The 20,544-nt window shown below is 71.3% G+C and carries 22 protein-coding genes and 3 tRNA genes; 14 read left to right on the top strand and 11 right to left on the bottom strand.

Translation table 11 applies throughout. The features are described from left to right. Window positions 1-25: 25 nt before the first annotated feature. Window positions 26-1,660 (top strand): beta-N-acetylhexosaminidase, encoded by a 1,635-nt coding sequence (locus KIK05_RS17045; protein WP_214411707.1) that lies wholly within the window; start codon window positions 26-28, stop codon window positions 1,658-1,660. Between the two features lie 29 nt (window positions 1,661-1,689). On the opposite strand, the gene KIK05_RS17040 is transcribed toward KIK05_RS17045, so the two are convergent. The 6 genes from KIK05_RS17040 to KIK05_RS17020 form a co-directional block, all read right to left on the bottom strand. After that, the gene (locus KIK05_RS17040; protein WP_214411706.1) at window positions 1,690-2,832 is read right to left on the bottom strand and encodes a YeiH family protein; all 1,143 of its coding nucleotides are present in this window, start codon (window positions 2,830-2,832) and stop codon (window positions 1,690-1,692) included. After that, window positions 2,832-2,963, bottom strand: coding sequence for a hypothetical protein (locus tag KIK05_RS48135; RefSeq protein WP_284681340.1), 132 nt, complete (start codon window positions 2,961-2,963; stop codon window positions 2,832-2,834). Before KIK05_RS48135 ends, KIK05_RS17040 begins: the two co-directional genes overlap by 1 nt. A 381-nt stretch (window positions 2,964-3,344) precedes the next feature. After that, window positions 3,345-3,419, bottom strand: a tRNA-Val gene (locus KIK05_RS17035). 9 nt (window positions 3,420-3,428) lie between these two features. Then, window positions 3,429-3,499 (bottom strand) — tRNA-Cys (locus tag KIK05_RS17030). Window positions 3,500-3,531: 32 nt separating this feature from the next. Next, a tRNA-Gly gene (locus KIK05_RS17025) sits at window positions 3,532-3,604 on the bottom strand. Window positions 3,605-3,642: 38 nt separating this feature from the next. Then, on the bottom strand, window positions 3,643-4,134 hold the full coding sequence (locus KIK05_RS17020) for a hypothetical protein (RefSeq protein WP_214411705.1): 492 nt from the start codon (window positions 4,132-4,134) through the stop codon (window positions 3,643-3,645). A 104-nt stretch (window positions 4,135-4,238) separates the two neighbouring features. On the opposite strand from KIK05_RS17020, the gene KIK05_RS17015 reads away from it, so the two are divergent. Then, window positions 4,239-4,961, top strand: a complete 723-nt coding sequence (locus KIK05_RS17015) for an ArsR/SmtB family transcription factor (protein WP_214411704.1) — start codon at window positions 4,239-4,241, stop codon at window positions 4,959-4,961. Between the two features lie 16 nt (window positions 4,962-4,977). Beyond that, window positions 4,978-6,525, top strand: a complete 1,548-nt coding sequence (hutH, locus tag KIK05_RS17010) for a histidine ammonia-lyase (protein WP_214411703.1) — start codon at window positions 4,978-4,980, stop codon at window positions 6,523-6,525. A gap of 59 nt (window positions 6,526-6,584) precedes the next feature. Here hutH and KIK05_RS17005 read toward each other — a convergent pair whose 3' ends face one another. Further along, entirely contained in the window at window positions 6,585-7,946 is a 1,362-nt protein-coding gene (locus KIK05_RS17005; RefSeq protein ID WP_214411702.1) for a DHA2 family efflux MFS transporter permease subunit, read from the bottom strand. Window positions 7,947-8,011: 65 nt separating this feature from the next. Between KIK05_RS17005 and KIK05_RS17000 the strand changes: the two genes are divergently transcribed. From KIK05_RS17000 to KIK05_RS16990, 3 genes are all read left to right on the top strand, one after another. Next, window positions 8,012-8,722, top strand: coding sequence for an ArsR/SmtB family transcription factor (locus KIK05_RS17000; protein ID WP_214411701.1), 711 nt, complete (start codon window positions 8,012-8,014; stop codon window positions 8,720-8,722). A 196-nt stretch (window positions 8,723-8,918) separates the two neighbouring features. Continuing rightward, a complete protein-coding gene (locus KIK05_RS16995; RefSeq protein ID WP_214411700.1) occupies window positions 8,919-9,284 on the top strand; it encodes a type II toxin-antitoxin system RelE/ParE family toxin in 366 nt (121 codons plus the stop codon). Then, entirely contained in the window at window positions 9,284-9,592 is a 309-nt protein-coding gene (locus KIK05_RS16990; RefSeq protein ID WP_214411699.1) for a helix-turn-helix domain-containing protein, read from the top strand. The genes KIK05_RS16995 and KIK05_RS16990 overlap by 1 nt, the downstream gene beginning before the upstream one ends. Window positions 9,593-9,699: 107 nt before the next feature. Here KIK05_RS16990 and KIK05_RS16985 read toward each other — a convergent pair whose 3' ends face one another. Both KIK05_RS16985 and KIK05_RS16980 read right to left on the bottom strand, forming a co-directional pair. After that, complete coding sequence (locus KIK05_RS16985) at window positions 9,700-10,911, bottom strand: MFS transporter (RefSeq protein WP_214411698.1); 1,212 nt, start codon at window positions 10,909-10,911, stop codon at window positions 9,700-9,702. 346 nt (window positions 10,912-11,257) lie between these two features. Further along, a complete protein-coding gene (locus KIK05_RS16980; RefSeq protein ID WP_250562964.1) occupies window positions 11,258-11,653 on the bottom strand; it encodes an ATP-binding protein in 396 nt (131 codons plus the stop codon). A gap of 311 nt (window positions 11,654-11,964) precedes the next feature. Here KIK05_RS16980 and KIK05_RS16975 point away from each other — a divergent pair, with 311 nt between their 5' ends. The 7 genes from KIK05_RS16975 (at window position 11,965) to KIK05_RS16945 (ending at window position 17,028) form a co-directional block, all read left to right on the top strand. Further along, entirely contained in the window at window positions 11,965-12,801 is an 837-nt protein-coding gene (locus KIK05_RS16975) for a helix-turn-helix domain-containing protein (RefSeq protein ID WP_214411696.1), read from the top strand. Beyond that, on the top strand, window positions 12,777-12,995 hold the full coding sequence (locus tag KIK05_RS16970; protein WP_214411695.1) for a DUF397 domain-containing protein: 219 nt from the start codon (window positions 12,777-12,779) through the stop codon (window positions 12,993-12,995). Before KIK05_RS16975 ends, KIK05_RS16970 begins: the two co-directional genes overlap by 25 nt. A gap of 297 nt (window positions 12,996-13,292) precedes the next feature. Then, the gene (locus KIK05_RS16965; RefSeq protein ID WP_250562936.1) at window positions 13,293-13,841 is read left to right on the top strand and encodes a GNAT family N-acetyltransferase; all 549 of its coding nucleotides are present in this window, start codon (window positions 13,293-13,295) and stop codon (window positions 13,839-13,841) included. Between the two features lie 101 nt (window positions 13,842-13,942). Further along, a complete protein-coding gene (locus KIK05_RS16960; RefSeq protein WP_214411694.1) occupies window positions 13,943-14,656 on the top strand; it encodes an ABC transporter ATP-binding protein in 714 nt (237 codons plus the stop codon). Further along, window positions 14,653-15,342, top strand: coding sequence for an ABC transporter permease (locus tag KIK05_RS16955; protein WP_214411693.1), 690 nt, complete (start codon window positions 14,653-14,655; stop codon window positions 15,340-15,342). The genes KIK05_RS16960 and KIK05_RS16955 overlap by 4 nt, the downstream gene beginning before the upstream one ends. 4 nt (window positions 15,343-15,346) lie before the next feature. After that, window positions 15,347-16,432, top strand: coding sequence for a sensor histidine kinase (locus KIK05_RS16950; RefSeq protein ID WP_214411692.1), 1,086 nt, complete (start codon window positions 15,347-15,349; stop codon window positions 16,430-16,432). Next, complete coding sequence (locus tag KIK05_RS16945) at window positions 16,432-17,028, top strand: response regulator (protein ID WP_214411691.1); 597 nt, start codon at window positions 16,432-16,434, stop codon at window positions 17,026-17,028. The genes KIK05_RS16950 and KIK05_RS16945 overlap by 1 nt, the downstream gene beginning before the upstream one ends. A gap of 30 nt (window positions 17,029-17,058) precedes the next feature. Here the strand turns inward: KIK05_RS16945 and KIK05_RS16940 are convergent, their stop codons facing one another. After that, the gene (locus tag KIK05_RS16940; protein ID WP_250562935.1) at window positions 17,059-18,654 is read right to left on the bottom strand and encodes an amidohydrolase family protein; all 1,596 of its coding nucleotides are present in this window, start codon (window positions 18,652-18,654) and stop codon (window positions 17,059-17,061) included. A gap of 47 nt (window positions 18,655-18,701) precedes the next feature. Further along, the gene (locus KIK05_RS16935) at window positions 18,702-19,502 is read right to left on the bottom strand and encodes an NAD(P)-binding domain-containing protein (protein WP_308249960.1); all 801 of its coding nucleotides are present in this window, start codon (window positions 19,500-19,502) and stop codon (window positions 18,702-18,704) included. Window positions 19,503-19,575: 73 nt separating this feature from the next. On the opposite strand from KIK05_RS16935, the gene KIK05_RS16930 reads away from it, so the two are divergent. Then, window positions 19,576-20,541 (top strand): LysR family transcriptional regulator, encoded by a 966-nt coding sequence (locus KIK05_RS16930; protein ID WP_214411689.1) that lies wholly within the window; start codon window positions 19,576-19,578, stop codon window positions 20,539-20,541. Window positions 20,542-20,544: the final 3 nt, after the last annotated feature.

The following is a 20,544-nucleotide window of genomic DNA, read 5'->3' as shown; positions in this document are numbered from 1 at the left end:
CCCGATCTCGCGCCGGAGCCCCCCCATGAGCCTCCCCGCCCCCTCCGGATCGGCCCGTCCCCACCCGTCCCGCCTCCGTTCGACGGCGACGCGCCTCGCCTCGGTCGTGCTGCTCGCCGCGGGCGCCGGCCTGGTGACCGTCTCGACCGCGGCGCCGGCCACGGCCGCCTCGATGAGCGACGTCGTCCCCGCCCCCGCGTCCGTGCGGCCGGACAGCGGCACGACGTACACGCTCGGCCCGGACGCCCGCGTCCTCACCGAGCCCGGGTCCGCCCCCGCCGCCGGCGTGGGCGCCTACCTGGCCGGCATCCTGCGCCGTTCCACCGGGTACGCCCTGCCGGTCGCGCCCGCGCCGTCCGGCACCCCCGCCTCCGGCGTCTCGCTGCTGCTGACCGGCGCCGACCCCTCCGTCGGCGACCAGGGGTACCAGCTGGACGTCACCGCGAGCGCGGTGGTGATCAGGGCGCGCACCGGCGCCGGGCTGTTCAACGGGGTGCAGACGCTGCGCCAGCTCCTCCCGCCGCGGATCGAGAGCGCCACCGTGGGTCCCGGCCCGTGGACGGTGCCCGGCGGGCGCATCGTCGACCACCCGCGCTTCGGCTACCGCGGCGCGATGCTGGACGTCGCCCGGCACTTCCACCCGGCCGGCACCGTCAAGCGTTACATCGACCGCATCGCCCTCTACAAGATCAACTATCTGCACCTTCACCTGTCGGACGACCAGGGCTGGCGCATCGCCCTGGACGCCCGGCCGCGCCTGGCGGCCTACGGCGGCAGCACCCAGGTCGGCGGCGGATCGGGCGGCTACTACACCAAGGCCGAGTACCAGGACCTCGTGGCGTACGCCGCGCAGCGGTACGTCACGATCGTCCCCGAGATCGACATGCCGGGGCACACCAACGCGGCGCTCGCCTCCTACGCCGAGCTGAACTGCGACGGGGTGGCGCCGCCGCTCTACACCGGCACCGACGTCGGGTTCAGCTCGCTGTGCACCTCCAAGGAGAGCACCTACACGTTCGTGAAGGACGTGCTGACCGAGCTCGCGGCGATCACCCCCGGGCCGTACCTCCACATCGGCGGCGACGAGGCCCACGCCACCTCGCCGGCGCAGTACGCCGCGTTCGTCAACCGCGTGCAGCCCATGGTGGCCGGCGCCGGGAAGACCGTCATGGGATGGCACCAGATCGGGGCGGCGGCGGTGGACCACTCACCGGGGCGCGTCGCCCAGTACTGGGGGACCACCACCTCCGACTCGCAGGTGAGCACCGCCGTCTCGCGGGGCGCCAAGGTCGTCCTGTCCCCGGCGAACCGGGCCTACCTCGACATGAAGTACACCTCCAGTACGACCCTCGGGCAGGACTGGGCGGGGTACGTCGAGGTGAGGACCGCCTACGACTGGAACCCCGGCTCCTACCTGCGCGGCGTCCCCTCCTCGGCGGTGCTCGGCGTCGAGGCGCCCCTGTGGACCGAGACGATCGTCACCGAGGACGACATCGAGTACATGGCGTTCCCCCGCCTGCCGGCGATCGCCGAGCTGGGCTGGTCGCCCTGGTCCACCCACGGCTGGGACGCCTTCCGCCGCCGCCTCGCGGCCCAGGGCCCCCGCTGGGACGTCATGGGCATCGGCTTCTACCGCTCCCCGCAGGTGCCCTGGGCGTAGGGACGTCCCCGCACGCGGGGGAGAAGCCCTCAGGTGACGGTGAAACCGCGGAACAGCAGGGAGGCCAGGCCGAGCGCGACCACCACGTTGACCACGGTGGCGGAGGCGAACACCGCCACCGGCCGCCACCCGGCCTCCCTCAGCGCGGCCACGCGGAACTCCAGGCCGATGCTGGCGAACGCCAGGATCAGGAACCACACCCGCAGGTCGTTGGCCACGCCGATCACCGGCTTGCCCTCGGCGGCGCTCACGGTGGTGAGGTACCAGGTGGCGATCACCGACGCCGCCACGAACCCGAGCACGAACTTCGGGAAGCGCCGCCACAGCTCGGCGAGCCCGGGACGGGGCGCGTCGGCGCGGCGCTCCACCCGGAAGGCGAACCAGGCCGTGAGCAGGACCACGACGACCCCGATCAGGGCGTTCTGGGTGACCTTGACGATGGTCGCCACCGCCAGGGCGTTTTCGCCGACTATGGTCCCCGCGGCGGTCACCGCGGCCGTGGTGTCGATGTTGCCGCCGATCCAGGCTCCGGCGACCTCGGGGCTCAGCCCGAACGCCGACGCGAGCGCGGGCAGCACGAAGATGGACGGCAGGGCGAAGGCGATCACCAGGCTGGCGCTGTAGGCCAGTTGCTCGCGCTTGGCCTGGACGGCTCCGGCGGCGGCGATGGCGGCGCTGACGCCGCAGATCGACACGGCCGAGGACAGCAGGGCCCGCAGCTTGTCGTCCAGGCCGAACCTGCCGCCGAGCCACCAGGTGAACAGGAACACCGTGGTGATCAGGACGACGGCCTGGACGATCGCCGGTCCGGCGGCGGTGACGATGACCTTGAGGTTGATGGACGCGCCGAGCAGGACCAGGCCGGTCTTGATGAAGAACTCGGTGCGGAACCCCGCGGCGAGCCGGTCCCTCAGCCCGGTTACCGTGAGGACCGCGTTGCCGGCGAGGCCGAGCGCCACGGCGTACACCGGGTACTCGATCGCCGCGGCGAGCCTCGACCCGGTGAACCAGGTGGGGACGTTCTCGTCCAGGAATCGGGTGGCCGCGCCGAGCGCCAGCACCACGACGACCCCCAGCACGGCCCATGCCCAGCCGGGCGTGCTCCCGGAGCGGACGGCGGCGGCGTCGCCGCCGGTGACGGTACCCGTGGCGGTGCCTTCGGGGGAGCTCATCAGGGCACCAGCCCGGTCGGGATCACGCCGGTGATGATCAGGATCAGCAGGACGAGCCCGAGGATCGTGGCCGCCCAGTCCTCGTTCAGGATGCGGGTTCCGCCGCCGGTCGTCGGTTCCGGCTCGCTCATGGGGAGTCGCCTTTCCACGGCCCTCGGCGGGCCGTCCTCGGCGGCGGGGACACCCCCGGGCCCCCGCCTGGGACGAAGGTCACGACCGGGCCCACTCCTCCTCGGGAGGAGGCCCGTGCCTCAGATCCTGAGCGAGATAGCCCACAAAAGCAATAGGAAATAACGGAAAGTCGGCTCACGACAGCCTGGCGCGAGCTCCAGCGCGGCCCGCCGGCCCTCGACGCGCGCCCGGGCGTCGAAGGTGCGCGTCGCGCCGGTCAGATGGACGATGCGATGCCCCAGCTCCAGCAGGCGCCGACGGCGACGACCTGGTGATCCTCGCCGAGCCCGAATCGCCGGAAAAGCGAAATCCCCGGGCCTGTGCCAGGCCCGGGGATTCGGTGGTGGGCGATACTGGGATTGAACCAGTGACCTCTACCGTGTCAAGGTAGCGCTCTCCCACTGAGCTAATCGCCCGCGAAAAAGAGGTGGAGACGGGATTTGAACCCGTGTACGCGGCTTTGCAGGCCGCTGCCTCGCCTCTCGGCCACTCCACCGGGCGAGACCTCGTCCTCGCAAGGCCTCTCCGAGCGGACGACGGGATTCGAACCCGCGACCCTCACCTTGGCAAGGTGATGCTCTACCAGCTGAGCCACGTCCGCGTGGTCGGCCGGTTCGACCCGGCCTCACGCAGAGAACTCTAGCGAATCCCGGCCCAGTCCCCAAACCGGAGCTCGCCGACCTGCTCGGCGTACCAGGTGATGCCCGCGACGTGCTCGGCGATCTGCCGCAGCGTCCAGTTCGGATCGCGCGGCTCGTCCCACGCCTCCTCGCCCGCGGTCGCGTACCGGTGCAGGTACGCCTGCCCCAGCCGTGTCCAGCGGGAACGGGCCTCGGCCAGGTCGAGCTCGGTGAAGCGCGCCCAGTCGGCGTCCAGGGTGACGGTCCGCCCGTGCCAGGCGTCGGGAGCGGTCGGCGCGCCCGCCAGCAGGGCCTCCACCTCGGCGAGATGGTCGACCAGGTGGTCCTGGATCCGGCGGACGGCCTTGGCCGGCGTCCACAGGTTCGCGCCGTCGGTCACGATGGGCCGTCCGTCCCAGGCGAGCCAGGTCCCGGCGATCTGGAGGCAGCGGTCCACGGCCTGGGTGACGAGCTCGGCGGGGTTGGCGTCGTTCGCGCTGCTGGGGTTCATGGGTGGGGTGCTCCTCTGCGGATCGGATGTACGTAGCGGGGCCGCCGGCGTGAGCCGCGGACACTTCGATCCTGGTCGAAACATATTTCGGCTACCGTCGAAGAATGGTTGCGGAGTATGTCGCCTATGACGCGGACATCGCCTCGGTGGCGTCCCTGCTCGCCGATCCGTCGCGTGCGGCCGTGCTGACGGCGCTCATGGACGGACGGGCGCTCGCGGCGGGGGAACTGGCCCGGCTGTCGGGGGTGAGCGCCGCCACCGCCAGCGCCCACCTGGCGAAGCTGCTGTCCGGCGGGCTCGTCACCGTGGTCGCCCAGGGGCGGCACCGCTACTACCGGCTGGCCGGTCCCGAGGTCGCCGAGCTCCTGGAGGCCCTGGCCCGCGTCAGCCCGAGCCCGCCCGTGCGATCCCTGCGGCAGTCGAGACAGGCGCGGCTGCTGAGAGAGGCCCGGACCTGCTACGACCACCTGGCCGGGCAGGCGGGAGTGGGCCTGCTGGACTCGATGATCGAGGCCGGGTACCTCGTCGGGGGCGACGCCTACGAGCCGACCCCCTCGGGGGACGCGGCGCTGAGGGAGCTGGGGGTCGACGTTGCCGCCGCCCGGGCGTCCCGGCGCAGGTTCGCCCCGGCCTGCCTCGACTGGACCGAACGCCGGCCCCACCTCGCGGGGGCCCTCGGCGCGGCGATCACCGAGGCGCTCCTGGAGCGCGACTGGTACCGGCGCGGGGGAACCAGGCGCGTGCTCGAATTGACCGATCTGGGCAGGAAGGGGCTGGCCGAGATGTTCTCCTGTAAGGAGCTAACATCCAATACGCCAGTTACCTAGCTGAGAGAGTGACACCATGCGCGACAACGACGTCGTGGACGTCGGCCCGGAGCCGCTGAGCTTCGCCGACGTCGTCAGGGTGGCCCGCCACGGCGCGGCCGTCCGCCTCACCGACGAGGCCCTCACGGCCGTGGCCAGGTCCCGCGCCCGCGTCGACGAGCTCGCCGAGAGCCCCACCCCCGCCTACGGCGTCTCCACCGGCTTCGGGGCGCTCGCCACCCGCCACATCGCCCCCTCCCTGCGCGCCCAGCTGCAGCGTTCCCTCGTCCGGTCGCACGCCGCCGGCTCCGGCCCCGAGGTGGAGACCGAGGTGGTCCGGGCGATGATGCTCCTGCGCCTGCACACCCTGGCCACCGGGCACACCGGCGTGCGGCCCGCCACCGCGCGGCTCCTCGCCGGCCTGCTCACCCACGGCATCACCCCGGTCGTCCGCGAGTACGGAAGCCTCGGCTGCTCCGGCGACCTGGCGCCGCTGTCGCACGTCGCCCTCACGCTGATGGGGGAGGGGCAGGTACGCGACCGGGCCGGCGACCTGCTGCCCGCCCGTGACGCGCTGAAGCAGGCCGGGCTGGAGCCGGTGGAGCTGGCCGCCAAGGAGGGCCTCGCGCTGATCAACGGCACCGACGGCATGCTCGGCATGCTCGTGCTCGCCCTGGAGGACCTGGCGCTGCTGCTCAAGACCGCCGACGTCAGCGCCGCCATGAGCGTGGAGGCCCTGCTCGGCACCGACCGCGTGTTCGCCCCCGAGCTGCAGGCCCTGCGCCCGCACCCCGGCCAGGCCGCCTCCGCCGCGAACCTGCGGGTCCTGCTGGCGGACTCGGGCATCATGGCCTCCCACCGCGACGACTCCTGCACCCGCGTCCAGGACGCCTACTCCCTGCGCTGCGCCCCCCAGGTCGCCGGGGCGGCCCGCGACACCGCCGCCCACGCCGCGACCGTGGCCGGACGCGAGCTGGCCTCCGCCGTGGACAACCCGGTGGTGCTGGACGACGGCCGGGTCGAGTCCAACGGCAACTTCCACGGCGCGCCGGTCGGTTACGTGCTGGACTTCCTCGCCATCGCCGTGGCCGACGTCGCCTCCATGGCCGAACGCCGCACCGACCGCATGCTGGACGTCGCCCGCAGCCACGGCCTGCCCGCCTTCCTCGCCGACGACCCGGGCGTCGACTCCGGCCACATGATCGCCCAGTACACTCAGGCGGCGATCGTGTCGGAGCTCAAGCGCCTCGCCGTACCGGCCAGCGTCGACTCCATCCCGAGCTCGGCCATGCAGGAGGACCACGTCTCCATGGGGTGGTCGGCGGCCCGCAAGCTGCGCCGCGCCCTCGACGGGTTCACCCGCGTGCTCGCGATCGAGATCCTGACGGCGGCCCGCGCGATCGACCTGCGCCGCCCGCTCCAGCCGTCTCCCGCGACCGGAGCCGTGGTCGCGGCCCTGCGCCAGGACGTCCCCGGCCCCGGCCCCGACCGCCACCTGTCCCCGGAGATCGAGTCCGCCGTCCGCCTCGTCGCCGACGGCACCCTGCTGTCGGCCGCCGAGACCGTGACGGGCCCGCTCGCCTGAGCGTTCCGGCTTGATCCCCGAGCCGGGGCCGCGCCGTCCGGCGGCCCCGGCCGTACCGCTCAGGACCGGACGGCCGTCACGCTGAGCGCGGCGGCGGCCAGGAAGCCGAGGCCGCCGACGATGACGGCGACGTGCAGGCCGCCCACGACACCGGCGCCCGCGACCAGCGTGCCCACCATGGCCACGCCGAGCGCGCTCCCGGTTTGGCGGGCGGCGTTGAGCACGGCGGACGCCGCCCCGCCGAGCTCGGCCGGCGCCGCCTCCATGATCGCCGCGGTGGCCGCCGGCATCGTGAAACCGGTCCCGAACCCGGTGAGCACCATCGGGACCACCAGCGCCCGGTAGCCGGTGCCCGGGCCGGCCACCAGCCAGCCGAGCAGCCCGGCCCCGCCGATGACCAGCCCCCACGCCATCGGCAGGTACGGCCGGGTGCGCGCGGCGACCCGGCCGCTCAGCGGCGAGGAGATCATCGGCATCATCGCCATGGGCAGCATGGCCAGCCCGGTCATCAGCGCGCTGAGATGCTGCACCCGCTGGAAGTACAGCGGCACGACGAACAGCAGCCCGTAGAAACCGAAGTTGAGCAGCACGCCGACGACCGCCGACGCGGAGAAGCGCCGGTCGCCGAACAGCCCCAGGGGCAGCATCGGCGCCCGCGCCCGTCGTTCCAGCAGCAGGAAGGCGGGAAGCGCGAGCACGGACAGGGCGAGGCCGCCCAGCACCACCGGCGAGCCCCAGCCACGCGTCCCCGCCTCGATCAACGCCGAGGTCAGCCCGCCCAGGCACAGCGCGCCGGCGACCTGGGCCGGTATGTCCAGCCCACTCCGGTCGCGGGCAGGGGAGGGCGCCGGGACGTACCTCGCGGTCAGCAGGAGACCGAGCAGGCCGAACGGGACGTTGACGAAGAACACCGACCGCCAGCCGACCGCGGACACCAGCACCCCGCCGAGCACCGGACCGGCGGCGGCGGCGAACCCCGCGACCATGCCCCACACGCCGAACGCGTGCGCCCGCGACTCCCGGTCCGGATAGGCGTTGCGGAGCAGGGCGAGCGAGGCCGGCACCATCAGCGCGGCGCCGACGCCCTGGACCAGCCGGGCGCCGATGAGCGCGCCGGCGGCCGGCGCCAGCCCGCAGCCGGCGGAGGCGAGCGTGAACACCGCCAGACCGGCCAGGAACACCCGCTTGCCGCCGAGCCGGTCCCCGAGCCCGCCGCAGAACAGCAGCAGCCCCGCGAACGCCAGGGTGTAGCCGTCCACGACCCACTGCAGCGCCGTCATCCCGGCGCGCAGCTCGGTGCCGATCACCGGGATCGCTACGGTGACCACGGTGACGTCCAGGATGACCAGGAAATAACCGAGACAGATCGCCGCCAGAGGCAACCGGCCCGCCCTGGTCGATGGGGAAAGGGTGACCGTCATGCCGTCAGTCTCGCCCCGGATCACTACGGTGAGCACCGAAGTGTCGTCGTCCTACACTGGCGCGCATGCGGAACGTCGCGACAGAGGCCGACATCGCGCACGTCGCGGCGGCCATCGGTGATCCTTCGCGGACCAAGGTGCTGCGGGCGCTCGCCGACGGCGGGGTGCTGCCGGCCAGCGCGCTGGCCGCCGAGGCCGGGGTGAGCGTTTCCACCATCAGCGGCCACCTGACCAGGCTGCTCGAGGCGAAGCTCCTCACCGTCGAACACGACGGCCGGCACCGCTACTACCGTCTGGCCAGCACGGACGTGGCGCGGGTGCTGGAGGAGCTGGCCATGATCGCGCGACCGCTGCCGGTCCGCTCGCTGCGCGACGGCGTCCGGGCACAGGCACTGCTGCGCGCACGGCTGTGCTACGACCACCTCGCGGGGCAGCTCGGGGTCGCGTTGCTCGCCGCGCTCGTGGACGGCGACGTCCTCGCCCACGTCGACGGCGGCTATCGGATCACCCCGGCCGGCCTGGGCAGGCTGGCGGCCTTCGGGGTCGACGTCGAGGAGTTCTCCCGCCGGCGCCCCGCGATCCGGTACTGCGTCGACTGGGGGGAGAAACGCCACCACCTCGCCGGTGCCCTGGGCGCCGCCATCACCGGGCGCCTGTTCGACCTGGAATGGCTGCGCCGCGGCCGGGCCCGCCGCGTCGTCCACCTGACCGACGCCGGCCGCACCGGCCTCCACACCACCTTCGGCCTCCCCCTCACCTGGGACACTCCTCGCTGAGCCCCTCGAAACGGTGCCTTCGGCGCGCCTCATCCAGGGCGCCCCTCGCCGCGCAGCCGCCTCCCCGACCCGCAACCAGCCCGTGCGACCACAGCGTTGATGGCCCTGTGTGACGACTCTTAAGCAGAGGGTAAAATGGGCTGCTGTTCATGCCTCCATGGGAACGGCGCAGTGGCGCGATAGCGGGAGGTCACGCGTGCGTGAGCTCTATGGGTTCGAGCTGGAGCGGGAAGTAAGGGAGTGGCTCGTTGCCCTCAGCGACACTGACTACAAACGGGTCGATGAGGTGGCCGCGCTGCTGGCCGAGAAGGGCACGCGGCTCGGGGGTCCCTGGTCGGACCATCTTGAAGGATCGGTGTGGGAACTGCGCGTTCGGCTTCGCGATGTTGCGGCACGGGTAACGTACTGGTGTACTTCGAATGGGACCATCGTGTTTCTAACGGTTTTCCACAAGACCAAGCAGCACGATCAACGTCAGATCGATCGAGCCGTGCGGATGCAGAAAATCTGTGAACGCGACCATCATGGGCCGGTGACGGAGAGCTTCGAGAGGCAGGTGTGATGACCGGCTACCACACCCGCTGGGTGCGTCCTGAAGTGCAGATCGATGATCCTGAGCGCATCGCGATCCGTGAAGCGCTGGCGTTCGGCAAAGCCCTTTACGATCGGCGCACCGCGTTGAATCTGACCGTCGGGGACCTCGCCGAGCGGGCAGGCATGACCATCGAGGAGATCGAGTGCATCGAAGAAGGGGGAACGGCTCCTACGGTCACATTGCTGCGACGCCTGGCCGCGGCGCTCGATGCCGATGTGCGTCTCACCCCTGGACACGATCTCGGGTCACTGTGGTTCGAGGCCCATGCCGCCTGAACGGCGTGGGCCCAGGCGTCGACCCGGTTGAACCTACAGGCTGGGCATGCTTCATCCGCATCACGCCGCTGCCGGCGTCTTGATCGTCGTCGCGGGGGCAGAAACCGTCAGCTTTCTGCCGGCCGGGAGTCGGCGCGCGCGGAACGAGCCACGACCGCCACCATCACCAGGGCGGTGGCGCCGCCGAGCGTCATGACCGCCGGTAGGGAAGTGTGGTCGACGATGAGTCCGCCGACCAGGGCGCCGGTCGACAGGGTCGCCTGGAACGACGCCGTGAACAGCACCGAGGCCGCCTCCGGCGCGTGCGGCGCCGCCTTGACGAACCAGGTCTGCGAACACACCGGCACGGCTCCGTAGCCGACACCCCAGACGATCAGCAGCACCACGGCGCCCAGGTCCCACCGGCCGAGGAACGGGAGCGCCAGCGTGGCCACGGCGATCAGGCTCCCGGCCACGCCGAAGGCGGCGCGCGGACGGCGAGCGACGATGGTGCCCGCCAGGAAGTTCCCGGCGATGCCCGCGACGCCGTACGTCAACAAGAACAGCGTGATCAGTCCGGGGGCCACGTGCGTGACCCGCTCGAGGAAGGGCATGACGTAGGTGTAGGTGCCGAAATGCGCGAGCACGACAAGGACGGTCGTCACCAGCGCGAACCGGGTGCCTGCGCCACGGATCACACCGCCCAGCACCTTGAGTCGTGTGACCTGCTCGGCGGGCAGCGGCGGCAGCAGTACGGCGAGCGCGGCCAGCACCGCGACCGACAGCACACCCAGCACCACGAAGCTGATCCGCCACCCCGCCAGGTCTCCGATCAGCGTCCCCAGTGGCACGCCGAGCACCGACCCCAGCGGAACGGCCGAGAAGATGACCGCCGTCGCCCGCCGCGCCGACCGTGCCGGCACCAGACGGCCGGCCAGTCCCGCGCCGATCGACCAGAAGCCACCGATGACGACCCCGACGAGAACGCGGGAGACGAGCATCGCCCAGTAGGCGGGCGCGGCGGCGGCGATGAAGTTCGCCGACGCCAGCAGGAACGTCAACGCGCAGAGCATCAGCCGCCGGTCGATTCGGGCCGTCGGGACGGTGACCAGCGGCGCGGAGACCGCCGCCAGGTAGCCGGGCATGGTCATCATCAGCCCGGCGGTTCCGTCGGAGACGGTGAAGTCGGCCCCGATGGACGTCAGCAGCCCGATCGGCAGGATCTCGGTGGTGACGATCGAGAAGATCCCCATCATCACCGCCAGCACCGCCGGCCAGTTGGCGGGTGTCGGCGGGTCCGACGTGGCGGCTTCATCGGCCGAAGTGGAAAGTACGGACATCGATCCCGTCCCGTGGTGGATGGCAGTGAACGCGCATCCCACCCAACAGGCGCGGCCGGCCGGAGGCTGGCGGATTCCCGCCCTCACCGTGGACGCCATGACGTCGGATTCCTGCCGGTCGGACAGATCGCGCCGGGTCAGGGCAAGTAGCCTGACCTTCCACCGGAAAAGGTGCCTTCGGCGCGCTTTGTTCCAGGGCGACCCTCGCCCATTCAGATCCCACCGATTCGCGACCAAGGCTGGCACTCAGGCGTATTTGGGGAGCAGGCTGTAACGCCCTTAACGACGTTTTATCAACTCCATTCGCCACAGGACGCCGGTCGTCTCGTTGTCACCGTATTGCTTGTCACGGAGTCATCTGGAACCAAACGGTTCGGGTGGTTCCGTCCTGATCCCAGCCCCAGGCCGAGGACAGTTCCCGTACGAGCCACAGGCCGCGGCCACCTTCGCTGAGCGGGTCGACCTGGGCCGGGATCCGGGGGATGGCGGTGGCGGAGCCCTGGTCGATCACGTCGATGCGCACGGTCCGGCCGTCGTCGTGGACCCGCAGCTTGACCACCCCGTCCGGCTTGCGGCCCGAGTCCGAGTGCCTGACGGCATTGGCGACGACTTCGCCGGCCAGCAGCTCGACGTCGTCGAGATCCCGTCGTCCGGCGGCCAGCAGCACCGAGCGTACGTACGACCGCGCGATCGCGACGGAACTGAGCCTGCCGAGCAGATCGACGGATCCGAGGAACTCCATCGTCCTCACCGCGCCACCTCGATCAGGCGCGCAGCCGCCCCGTCGGCCGACGCCCGTGCCGTCCCGGCGCCGCCCACAGGCCGAACAGAAATTGTCATGACCGCCCTACGCCTCCATCCTTTACGTCCAATTGGCGGCATATTGTCGCCTTGCTCTGCGATTTCACTCACAGCCTGCCCGTGAAAGCGGTTGATGTGCAGGCGATACGGCCGCACAATAGGGCCACAAAAAGCCCCGGTGTGCCGGGGTCTTCTGTCAGGAAACCGTCGGCATATGTCAGTGGCAGAATCGGGACGATCACGGAGGCGTGCATGGCGAATGATCTCGACCCACGTCTGACGCCGGTTCAGCGCTTCGGTAGAGAGCTGGCCCGCGTCCGCAAAGAGGCAAGCCTGACCCAGGTCACGCTCAGCAAGCACCTTGGGTGCTCATCATCGCTCGTCGCGCACATCGAGATCGGCGATCGTACCCCTAAACCGGACCTTGCCAGGCGATGTGATGAGGTATTCGGGACGAGCGATCTATTTGCCCGCCTGTGTCGGAATATCACTTCTCCGGCCAGTGGTCCCGGCTGGTTCATCAAATGGGCCGACGAGATAGAGCCGCGCGCCCGCACTCTGCGGAGCTGGGATCCTCTGCTGATTCCCGGCCTGCTTCAGACGGAGGGGTACGCTCGCGCGGTCTTCAAGGGTGGTCGTCCAGTCTCGGCAGAGGAGATCGAGGAACGGGTCAGGGCTCGCATGCGGCGCAAGCTGATTCTCGAACGCGACAATCCGCCCGAATTGTGGGTCCTGATCGACGAATCCGTACTGCAGCGCCCCGTCGGAGGTCCGGCGGTTATGGTCGAGCAGCTCGACTATCTGGCCGAGCTTGCCGACCGCCCTGGTATACGAGTCCAGTTGGTCCCCTTCGACACCCCCTGCACAGACGGTTTCCTGTCGAGCTTTACCATCGCCGAACTCCCGGACGCGCCAACGGTTGTTTCCATCGAGTCCGCAGGGACTGGCGAGGTGTCGACCGCGTACGATCTCGTGGCCGCTGCATGGGGGCAATATGACAGGATACGGGCAGAGGCATACCGGCCTGGTGAATCACTGAAAATGATCAAGGAAGTGAGAGACCAATGGCGACGGAAGCAAGAGACCTGAAAATCGACCTCTCTCAGGCCGTATGGGTGAAGAGTTCACATAGCGGCAACACCGGCGGGAACTGTGTTGAAGTGGCCGGCGTTCTCCCTGGCCTCGTGGCGGTTCGTGACAGCAAGAACCCCGGCGGTCCCGTCCTGGCTTTCACCCGCGACGAGTGGACGACCTTCATCAGGGGCGTCAAGGACGGAATCTGAACAAAAACGGTATGTCGAGCCCTGAGGGTGACCGTTGGTCACCCCTTGAGGGCTATTGACTGGTCACGATCAAAGCGCCCGGCACCCCGAGGCCGGGCGCTTGGCGTACGGAACGAGAGCGGCGGGGCGGAAGGGGGTGCGGGGGCGTGCCCCCGCCGGGCAGAGTCCGAGCGGGTACGCGCGAAGCGCCCCCTGCGAGGCCCATGCCGTGCGTGGCGGCCTGCGGCCCACATCAGGATCGGCCCAGGTGGATCATTCGGGTGATCCACCGCTGACGACAGGCCCTAACGTTGGTCCATGTCCGAAATGCCATCACGGGTCGAACTGCGCCCGCTCACCCTCGCCGACCAGGACGAGTTCTGCTCGCTCGTGCGGGCCAGCTCCGAGCTGCACCAGCCATGGATGCAGTTGCCCGTGACCGCGGAGGAGTTCCAGCTCTGGATGCGCCGCTTCGACGACGGCACCAACCTGGGCTTCCTGATCCGTGTCCGGGAGACCGGCGCGGCCGCCGGCATGGTCAACATCAACTCGATCATCCGGGGCCGCTACCAGGGCGCGTCCCTCGGCTACGCGGCCTTCGCCCCCTTGGCAGGGCAGGGTTACATGACCGACGGGCTCACCCTCGCCCTGCGGCACGCCTTCACCGAGCTGCGGCTCCACCGGCTGGAGGCCAACATCCAGCCGGAGAACAAGGCCTCCCTGGCCCTGGCCCAGCGCCTGGGCTTCCGTTACGAAGGGCTGTCGCGCGCCTACCTCTACATCGACGGGGCCTGGCGCGACCATGAACGCTGGTCCATCACCGCACCGAACCCCTGGAAGCCCGATCCCTCCCTGCCGGAGGTCTGAGCCACACGGCGCCACCAACGCTCCGGCATCCCTCGAATGGAGGATGCCGGGTGACGTGATGGGCGATGCCGCGCCGCCCGCCCCGGCGGGAGGCTCGATGCATGGAAGCCATCGAGGTGAGAGACCTCCGCAAGACGTACGGCGGCACGCACGCCGTGGACGGTGTGACGTTCACGGTCCGGTCCGGGGAGACGTTCGGGATCGTCGGCCACAACGGCGCGGGCAAGACCACGACCGTGGAGTGCCTGATCGGGCTCAGGCGGCCCGACGAAGGCACTGTAAGAGTGCTCGGCGAGGACCCGTTACGCGGGCGGCGGGTCCTCGCCCAGCGGATCGGGGCGCAGCTGCAGGACAGTTCGCTGCCTGAACGGATCAAGGTCGCCGAGGCGCTGCGCCTGTTCGGCTCCTTCTACCGGGCTCCGGCCGACTGGCGGCAGGTGATGGACCGCTGGGGCCTGCGGCCTCTGGCCGGGAAGGCGTTCGGCGACCTGTCCGGCGGGCAGCGGCAGCGGCTGATGCTCGCGCTGGCCCTGGTCGGCGACCCCGAGGTGGTCGTACTGGACGAGCTGACCACGGGCCTGGATCCGATCGCGCGCCGGGAGACCTGGCGGCAGGTCGGCGACCTGAAGGCGGCGGGAACCACCGTCGTGCTGGTCAGTCACTACTTCGAGGAGACCGAGGCGCTCTGCGACCGCGTGGCCGTCTTCGCCCGCGGCCGTGTCAGGGCCATGGGCACCCCCGCCGAGATCATCGCCCAGACCGGAACCGCCTCCCTGGAAGAGGCCTACTTCGCGCTTGAGGGGACGAACCGATGAAGGCGTTCACCGCTCTGACGGCCACCGAGCTCAGGCTGCTGGTCCGCGACCCCGCCTCGATGTTCTTCATGACGGCCTTCCCGCTCATGCTGCTGGTGCTCAAGCACGGCGAGGCCGGCGCGGTCCCCGGGTACATCGCGATGATCGTGGCCATCGGAGGGATGGGCGCGCTGCCGGGTGTCGTGGCGTCCTACCGCGAGCGCAAGGTGCTCAAGCGGCTGGCGATCACCCCCATCTCCCCGGTCATGCTGCTCGGCGCGCAGCTGGTGGCGCAGGTCCTGCTGGGCCTGGCGGGCTCGGTGGTGCTGGTGGGGGTGTCTATCGCGGGGTTCGGCGTGGATCCGCCCAGGAACGTCCCGTTGCTGGCCGCGGCTTTCCTGCTCTGCTCGGTGATGACCTGTTCGCTCGGCTTCGTGATCGCCGCCGTCGTCCGTAACGCCAGGGGCGCGAGCCTGATCGGCATGCTGGTCATGTTCCCCATGATCTTCCTGGCCGGTGCCGCCGTGCCCAGGAGGGCCCTGCCCGAGTCGCTGCGCCGCATCGGCGACTTCCTGCCGCTGACCCCCGGTGTGGACGCCCTGGGGAACGGCTGGTCCGGCGCCGTCGGGGTCTTCCCGATCGTGATCCTCGCCGGGATAATCGTGGCCGGTACGGCTGCCGCCGCCGCCCTGTTCCGATGGGAGTGACGAGGTGAACGTCTGGGAGGCGCGCTGGCTGCGCGCCTTCCATCTGCTTTTCCACGCCTGCCTGGCGCTCGGCCTGATCCTCTCGCTCGGCGAGAAGGCGGGCCCCGGCCCGCTGACGCTGGTGATCCTCGCGCTGACGGCCGCCTGGCACGGGTTCTTCGTCGTACGGCGGCCGCGCCTGCTCGGCCGGCTCGACCCGATGGCGTTCCATCTGGCGGTGATCTGCGGCCTCTACGTCGCGCTGGTGATGACGGACCGCTCCTTCGATGTGGTGATCTTCGGGCTGATGCCCCAGCCGTACCTGATGCTGGCCGGCGTGTGGTCGTACGTCGGGGCGGTGGCGACGGTCCTGTGCACGTTCGCCGCGAGGGGCTACCTGGATGATCCCGACGCCCTGTGGAAGCTCGCCGGGAGCTCCGGCCTGGTGGTGGCGGTCGGGCTGTTCGTGAACTACGTGTCCCGGCAGAGCGCCCAGAACAGGACGGTCGGGGTGCTGGAGGAACGGGCGAGGCTGGCCAGGGAGATCCACGACACCATCGCCCAGGGGCTGAGCGGGATCATCACCCAGCTGGAGGCGGCGGAGCAGGCGATGCCCGATCTGGTGGCCGTGCGCAAGCGCGTCGCGCTGGCCAAGGAGCTGGCGCGCGACAACCTGCAGGAGGCTCGGCGCTCCGTGGACGCGCTGCGGCCGCGCCCGCTCGCCGACGCGGGGCTCGACGCGGCGCTCGCCCAGGTGGCGGAGCGGTGGTCGCGGACGGCGGGGACGACGGCGACCGTGTCGGTCGAGGGTACGCCCCGGCCGCTGCCCGGCGAGGTGGGGACGACGCTGTTGCGGGCGGCGCAGGAGGGGCTGGCGAACGTGGCCAAGCACGCGCGGGCGGGCAGGGTGGCGATCACGCTGACGTACATGGACGACGAGGTGACGCTCGATGTGTTCGACGACGGGACCGGCTTCGACCCGGCCGTGCGCGGCAGGGGTTACGGGCTGGCCGCCATGAACGAGCGTGCCGCCGCCGTCGGCGGCACGCTGACGGTCGAGTCCGCGCCGGGAGAAGGGACGGCGCTGTGCCTGCGCATCCCCTCAGACTGATGATCGTCGACGACCATCCGGTCGTCCGCGACGGGCTGCGCGGCATGTTCGACCACGTCGCCGACATCGAGGTGGTCGCGGAGGCGGGCGACGGGCTGGAGGCGCTGGCCGTGGCCGCGCGGGCGCGGCCGCACGTGGTGCTCATGGACCTGCGCATGCCGGGCCTCGACGGGGTCGGCGCGATCCAGCGGCTCCACACGGCTCATCCGGAGATCAAGGTGATCGTGCTGACCACGTACGACACCGACGCGGACGTGACGCGGGCCATGGCCGCGGGGGTGGCGGGTTACCTGCTGAAGGACGCCCCGAGGGAGGAGCTGCACCGGGCGGTGCGCACGGCCGCCGCCGGGGGAGCGGTGCTGGCCCCGTCGATCGCCGCCGCCCTCATCGGGAAGCCCCCGCAGCAGGACCCGAGCCCGCGCGAGCTGGAGGTCCTGCGCCTGGTCGCGCGGGGCGCGGCGAACAAAGAGGTCGCCAGGGCCCTGATGATCAGCGAGACGACGGTGAAGACGCATCTCAAGCACGTCTTCGCCAAGCTCGGCGTCGACAGCAGGGCCGCGGCGGTCGTCGTGGCGATGGAGCGGGGGCTCCTCTAGCGACGCCGTCCCGCCGCGGCCGAGCGGAGGTCAGGATCCGTGGGCCTCGGCGCCTTCCCACGTCTTCAGGTAGGCCTCGGCGCCGGCCAGCATGTCCTGGGCGAACTCGTTCCCGGCGTACCTGCGCATGTCCTCGATCCAGTCGGGGACCAGCCCGTAGTGGGCCACCCCGTCGGTGTTGACGTCCCAGACCCGTTCGCCGGTGCGCAGACGGTCGAGGGTGACGGCGCCGTCGAGCGAGGTGAACGGGTAGGTGACCGCGCTGCCCGGGCGAGGGGCGGGGAGCGGGCCCATGCCGTTGGCGTCCAGGCCGTAGCCGTACCCGGGGCGGCCGGACTCCTGGCGGAGCGGCTCGGTTGCCCGCCAGCCGGCGGTGAAGGAGTCGGCGGGGGAGCCGTACGCGGTGACCATGCCGCCGAGCCGGTAGACGCGGCGGAGGTACCCGGGGTCGATCCAGCTGTGGGAGGAGATGACTCCCGGGTAGCCGGCCTTCTCCAGCAGGTCGAGCGTCTGGCCGGCGGCCTTGGCGCTCATGTGGTCGATCTCGACGATCATGCCGCGCCGCATCATGCCCTGGACCATGTACGCGCCCAGTGAGGTGAGGCCCCTGGTGTTGCAGTGCGGGGCGGGCGGGTAGGCCGGCAGGCCGACGCCGAACGGCAGCCACTTGGCGATCTCGGGTGGCAGCACCCCGGCCGGGTCGATCGTGTTGTCGTGCTCGGGGCCGGTGCAGGTCCTGGCGTTCCAGAAGCGGCCGCTCGCCAGGAAGTTGCCGATGTTGACGATCACGCCGGTGGTGCCGGGGTCGAATCTGACGCCGCACAGCGCGTTGTCGTACTTGTGGCAGACGAACATGCTGCGGACGCCCAGCCGGTACATCTCGTCCAGGCCCGTGTCGATCTGCGCCCTGGTGCAGTGGGGGATGCCCAGGGTCTGGCGGCAGCCGAACGGCTCGGAGGTCTCCACGCCCAGGACCACGGCCAGCTTGCCCGCGGCGATCACCTGCCTGGCCTCGGCGGCGGACTTCACCACCCGGAACCAGCCCTGGCCCGGGCCGCCGTTCTGGGCGTCGACGTAGTCCTGCAGCTCGAAGGTGCGCCGCGCCTCCAGCCTGAGGGTGGCCATCTCGTCGCAGGGGTTGCGCTTCAGCGGGTAGATCTCGCAGAGCTGCCGGTTGGCGACCAGGTCGTTGACCATGATCCGCAGCCCGCCCCGCCAGGCCCGCTCCAGCCACGTGTAGTAGGCCTGCTGGTGGGTGAGCGAGTCGTGGGCCGGCCAGTCCTTGAACGTGGGCCAGCCGACCGGGTCGTGGGTGCCCACGGGGGTGCCGTGGCGGGTGAAGTTCTCGAACCAGGCCAGTTCGCCGTGCGGGCGGTGGTCGGGGCAGTCGACGAGGGCGTGGTCGATGCCGTCGGGATCGAACGGCTCGCCGCAGATCAGGCTGCCGCCGAACGCCTCGTTGGCCATGAGGTGGCTGTGGGCGTCGACGAGACCGCGCACCGGGTTCGCCGAGCCCGGCGGCTGCCCGGTGGCCCCGACCTCGGATCCGGGGGCCGTCCGGGCGGTGGCGGTGCCGGTCAGAGCCAGCGTGGCGAGTGCCGCCATTGCGAAGACCCTGCGTAACATGAGCACACCTCGCAATCTGGGGGTGCTTCATGGTCCGCCTCGCCGGCTCAGCGGTCAAGGGCCGTGAAGATGGCGGTGAGGTCGCTGCCGGCCAGGCCCGCCTCGGCCGCCGCCGTCAGGCGGTCACGGGCGGCCGCCGCGATCGTCTGGACCTCGTGGGCGGCCAGGGCCAGGTCCTTGGCGGCCAGGCCGAGGGCGTACCGGGTCTCGGGCGGCCCGTCGAGGACGGCGGGCCGTACCCGGTCGGCCAGCGGGCCGAGCGGCGTCCCGGACAGCACGTCGAGCAGCGCCGCCCGTCCGACCCCTTTGGTCTCGCCGTACGCGAGGGCCTCGGCGATCATCACCTGCGCGGGGACGATCACGCTCATCACCGCGAGCTTCATCGCCGCGCCCGCCCCCAGCGGCCCCGCGTCCCGCACGGTGCCGAAGACGCCCAGCACGTCCCGGCAGCGGTCCAGGTCGGCGGGCGCCCCTCCCGCCAGCACCAGCAGGGTGCCTTCGGCGGCCGGCTGGACGCTGCCGAGCACCGGGGCGTCCACCAGCGCGACCTCCTCGGGCAGCAGCTCGCGCAGCCGCGAGACGGCCTCGGGGCCGATCGTGGACATCTCGACCACCAGCGACCCCGGCCGCGGACGGGCCGCCGTCAGGACCTTCTCCACGGCCCCCGGGTCGCGGAGCATGGTGATGACGACGTCGGCGTCCGCGACGGCCCGCGCCGCGGTCTCCGCCGTGTCCGCGCCCGGCACCGTCCGGGGCGTCCGGTTCCACACGGTCACCTTGTGCCCGGCCGCCACGAGGCGGCGGGCCATGGGGGCGCCCATGCGCCCGAGTCCGAGAAAAGCGATCACCGTCCCGACGGTATCCAGTGCCGACGTATGCCACAAGCGAGTAGATTGCATGTGAGGCATGCGAAGGAGGAATGTGTTCGAGACCGACGACCTGCGGCTGCTCGACGTGGTGGCCCGCACCGGGTCGTTCACCGCGGCGGCGGACGAGTTGAGCTACACCCAGTCCGCCGTCTCCCGCCGCATCGCCGCTCTGGAACGTGAGGCGAAGGGGCCACTGTTCGAGCGGCTGGCGCGGGGCGTACGGCTCACGCCCGCGGGGACCGTTCTGCACCGCCACGCCAGGGACGTGCTGGAGCGGCTCGACCACGCCGCGCTCGAACTGGCGGCCGTCCACGACGGGTCCGGCGGACGGCTGCGCGTGGGCGCCTTCGCCACCGCCAACGCCGTGCTGCTGCCGGAGACGCTGCGCGAGTTCCGGCAGGCCTGCCCCGGGGTCGAGGTCGCCCTGGTCGAGGGCTTCAGCAACCGGCTGCTGGAGCGTCTCCACGAGGGTTCCATCGACATCGCCGTGGTCAGCGACTACCCCTCCGGCCTGGTCCCCGGTGCCGAGGCCGAGCTGGTCCCGCTGCTGACCGACGAGCTGCTCGTCGCGCTGCCGCCCGGCCACCGGCTGGCGCACCGCCAGGTGATCGACCTGCGCGACCTGCGGGACGAGAACTGGATCGAAGGCGCCCCGCCCGGGCATCCCACGATGCTCGCCCAGTCGTGCGCCCGCGCCGGTTTCACGCCGAGAATCGGCATCCGCATCGGGGAATGGACCGGCAAGCTGGGGTACGTCGCGGCGGGGCTCGGCGTGACGCTGCTGCCGTCGATGGCGGCCCGGGCCGTGCGGGGCGACCTCGCGCTGCGCCCGCTCGGCGCGTACGCCCCGCGCCGCCAGGTGTACGCGGCCCTGCCCCGTACGGCGCCGCTGGCCGCCGCCGCGACCCTGCTGCGCCTGCTCCGCCGGGCCGCGCGGGAGTGGCACGCCCCGGACGGCCGGCCCGAGGATGCCCACACCAGTGGGGGATCGATTGACGCCTCCGGCACGGGACAATAAAAG

The organism is Sphaerisporangium fuscum, assembly GCF_018531465.1.
Classification (GTDB): Bacteria; Actinomycetota; Actinomycetes; order Streptosporangiales; family Streptosporangiaceae; genus Sphaerisporangium; species Sphaerisporangium fuscum.
Note: the sequence above shows the minus strand (reverse complement) of the source record. Positions and strands in the feature narration are given on the sequence as shown.

Coding starts and splice junctions, on each gene's coding strand:
- KIK05_RS16980 (WP_250562964.1), bottom strand. CDS start 11,653: ATGGAGTTCCTCGGATCCGTCGATCTGCTCGGCAGGCTCAGTTCCGTC.
- KIK05_RS16975 (WP_214411696.1), top strand. CDS start 11,965: ATGGCGAATGATCTCGACCCACGTCTGACGCCGGTTCAGCGCTTCGGT.
- KIK05_RS16965 (WP_250562936.1), top strand. CDS start 13,293: ATGTCCGAAATGCCATCACGGGTCGAACTGCGCCCGCTCACCCTCGCC.
- hutH (WP_214411703.1), top strand. CDS start 4,978: ATGCGCGACAACGACGTCGTGGACGTCGGCCCGGAGCCGCTGAGCTTC.
- KIK05_RS17015 (WP_214411704.1), top strand. CDS start 4,239: ATGGTTGCGGAGTATGTCGCCTATGACGCGGACATCGCCTCGGTGGCG.
- KIK05_RS17000 (WP_214411701.1), top strand. CDS start 8,012: ATGCGGAACGTCGCGACAGAGGCCGACATCGCGCACGTCGCGGCGGCC.
- KIK05_RS16990 (WP_214411699.1), top strand. CDS start 9,284: ATGACCGGCTACCACACCCGCTGGGTGCGTCCTGAAGTGCAGATCGAT.
- KIK05_RS16955 (WP_214411693.1), top strand. CDS start 14,653: ATGAAGGCGTTCACCGCTCTGACGGCCACCGAGCTCAGGCTGCTGGTC.
- KIK05_RS16985 (WP_214411698.1), bottom strand. CDS start 10,911: ATGTCCGTACTTTCCACTTCGGCCGATGAAGCCGCCACGTCGGACCCG.
- KIK05_RS48135 (WP_284681340.1), bottom strand. CDS start 2,963: ATGAGCGAGCCGGAACCGACGACCGGCGGCGGAACCCGCATCCTGAAC.
- KIK05_RS16960 (WP_214411694.1), top strand. CDS start 13,943: ATGGAAGCCATCGAGGTGAGAGACCTCCGCAAGACGTACGGCGGCACG.
- KIK05_RS16945 (WP_214411691.1), top strand. CDS start 16,432: ATGATCGTCGACGACCATCCGGTCGTCCGCGACGGGCTGCGCGGCATG.
- KIK05_RS17045 (WP_214411707.1), top strand. CDS start 26: ATGAGCCTCCCCGCCCCCTCCGGATCGGCCCGTCCCCACCCGTCCCGC.
- KIK05_RS16940 (WP_250562935.1), bottom strand. CDS start 18,654: ATGTTACGCAGGGTCTTCGCAATGGCGGCACTCGCCACGCTGGCTCTG.
- KIK05_RS17020 (WP_214411705.1), bottom strand. CDS start 4,134: ATGAACCCCAGCAGCGCGAACGACGCCAACCCCGCCGAGCTCGTCACC.
- KIK05_RS17005 (WP_214411702.1), bottom strand. CDS start 7,946: ATGACGGTCACCCTTTCCCCATCGACCAGGGCGGGCCGGTTGCCTCTG.
- KIK05_RS16970 (WP_214411695.1), top strand. CDS start 12,777: ATGGCGACGGAAGCAAGAGACCTGAAAATCGACCTCTCTCAGGCCGTA.
- KIK05_RS17040 (WP_214411706.1), bottom strand. CDS start 2,832: ATGAGCTCCCCCGAAGGCACCGCCACGGGTACCGTCACCGGCGGCGAC.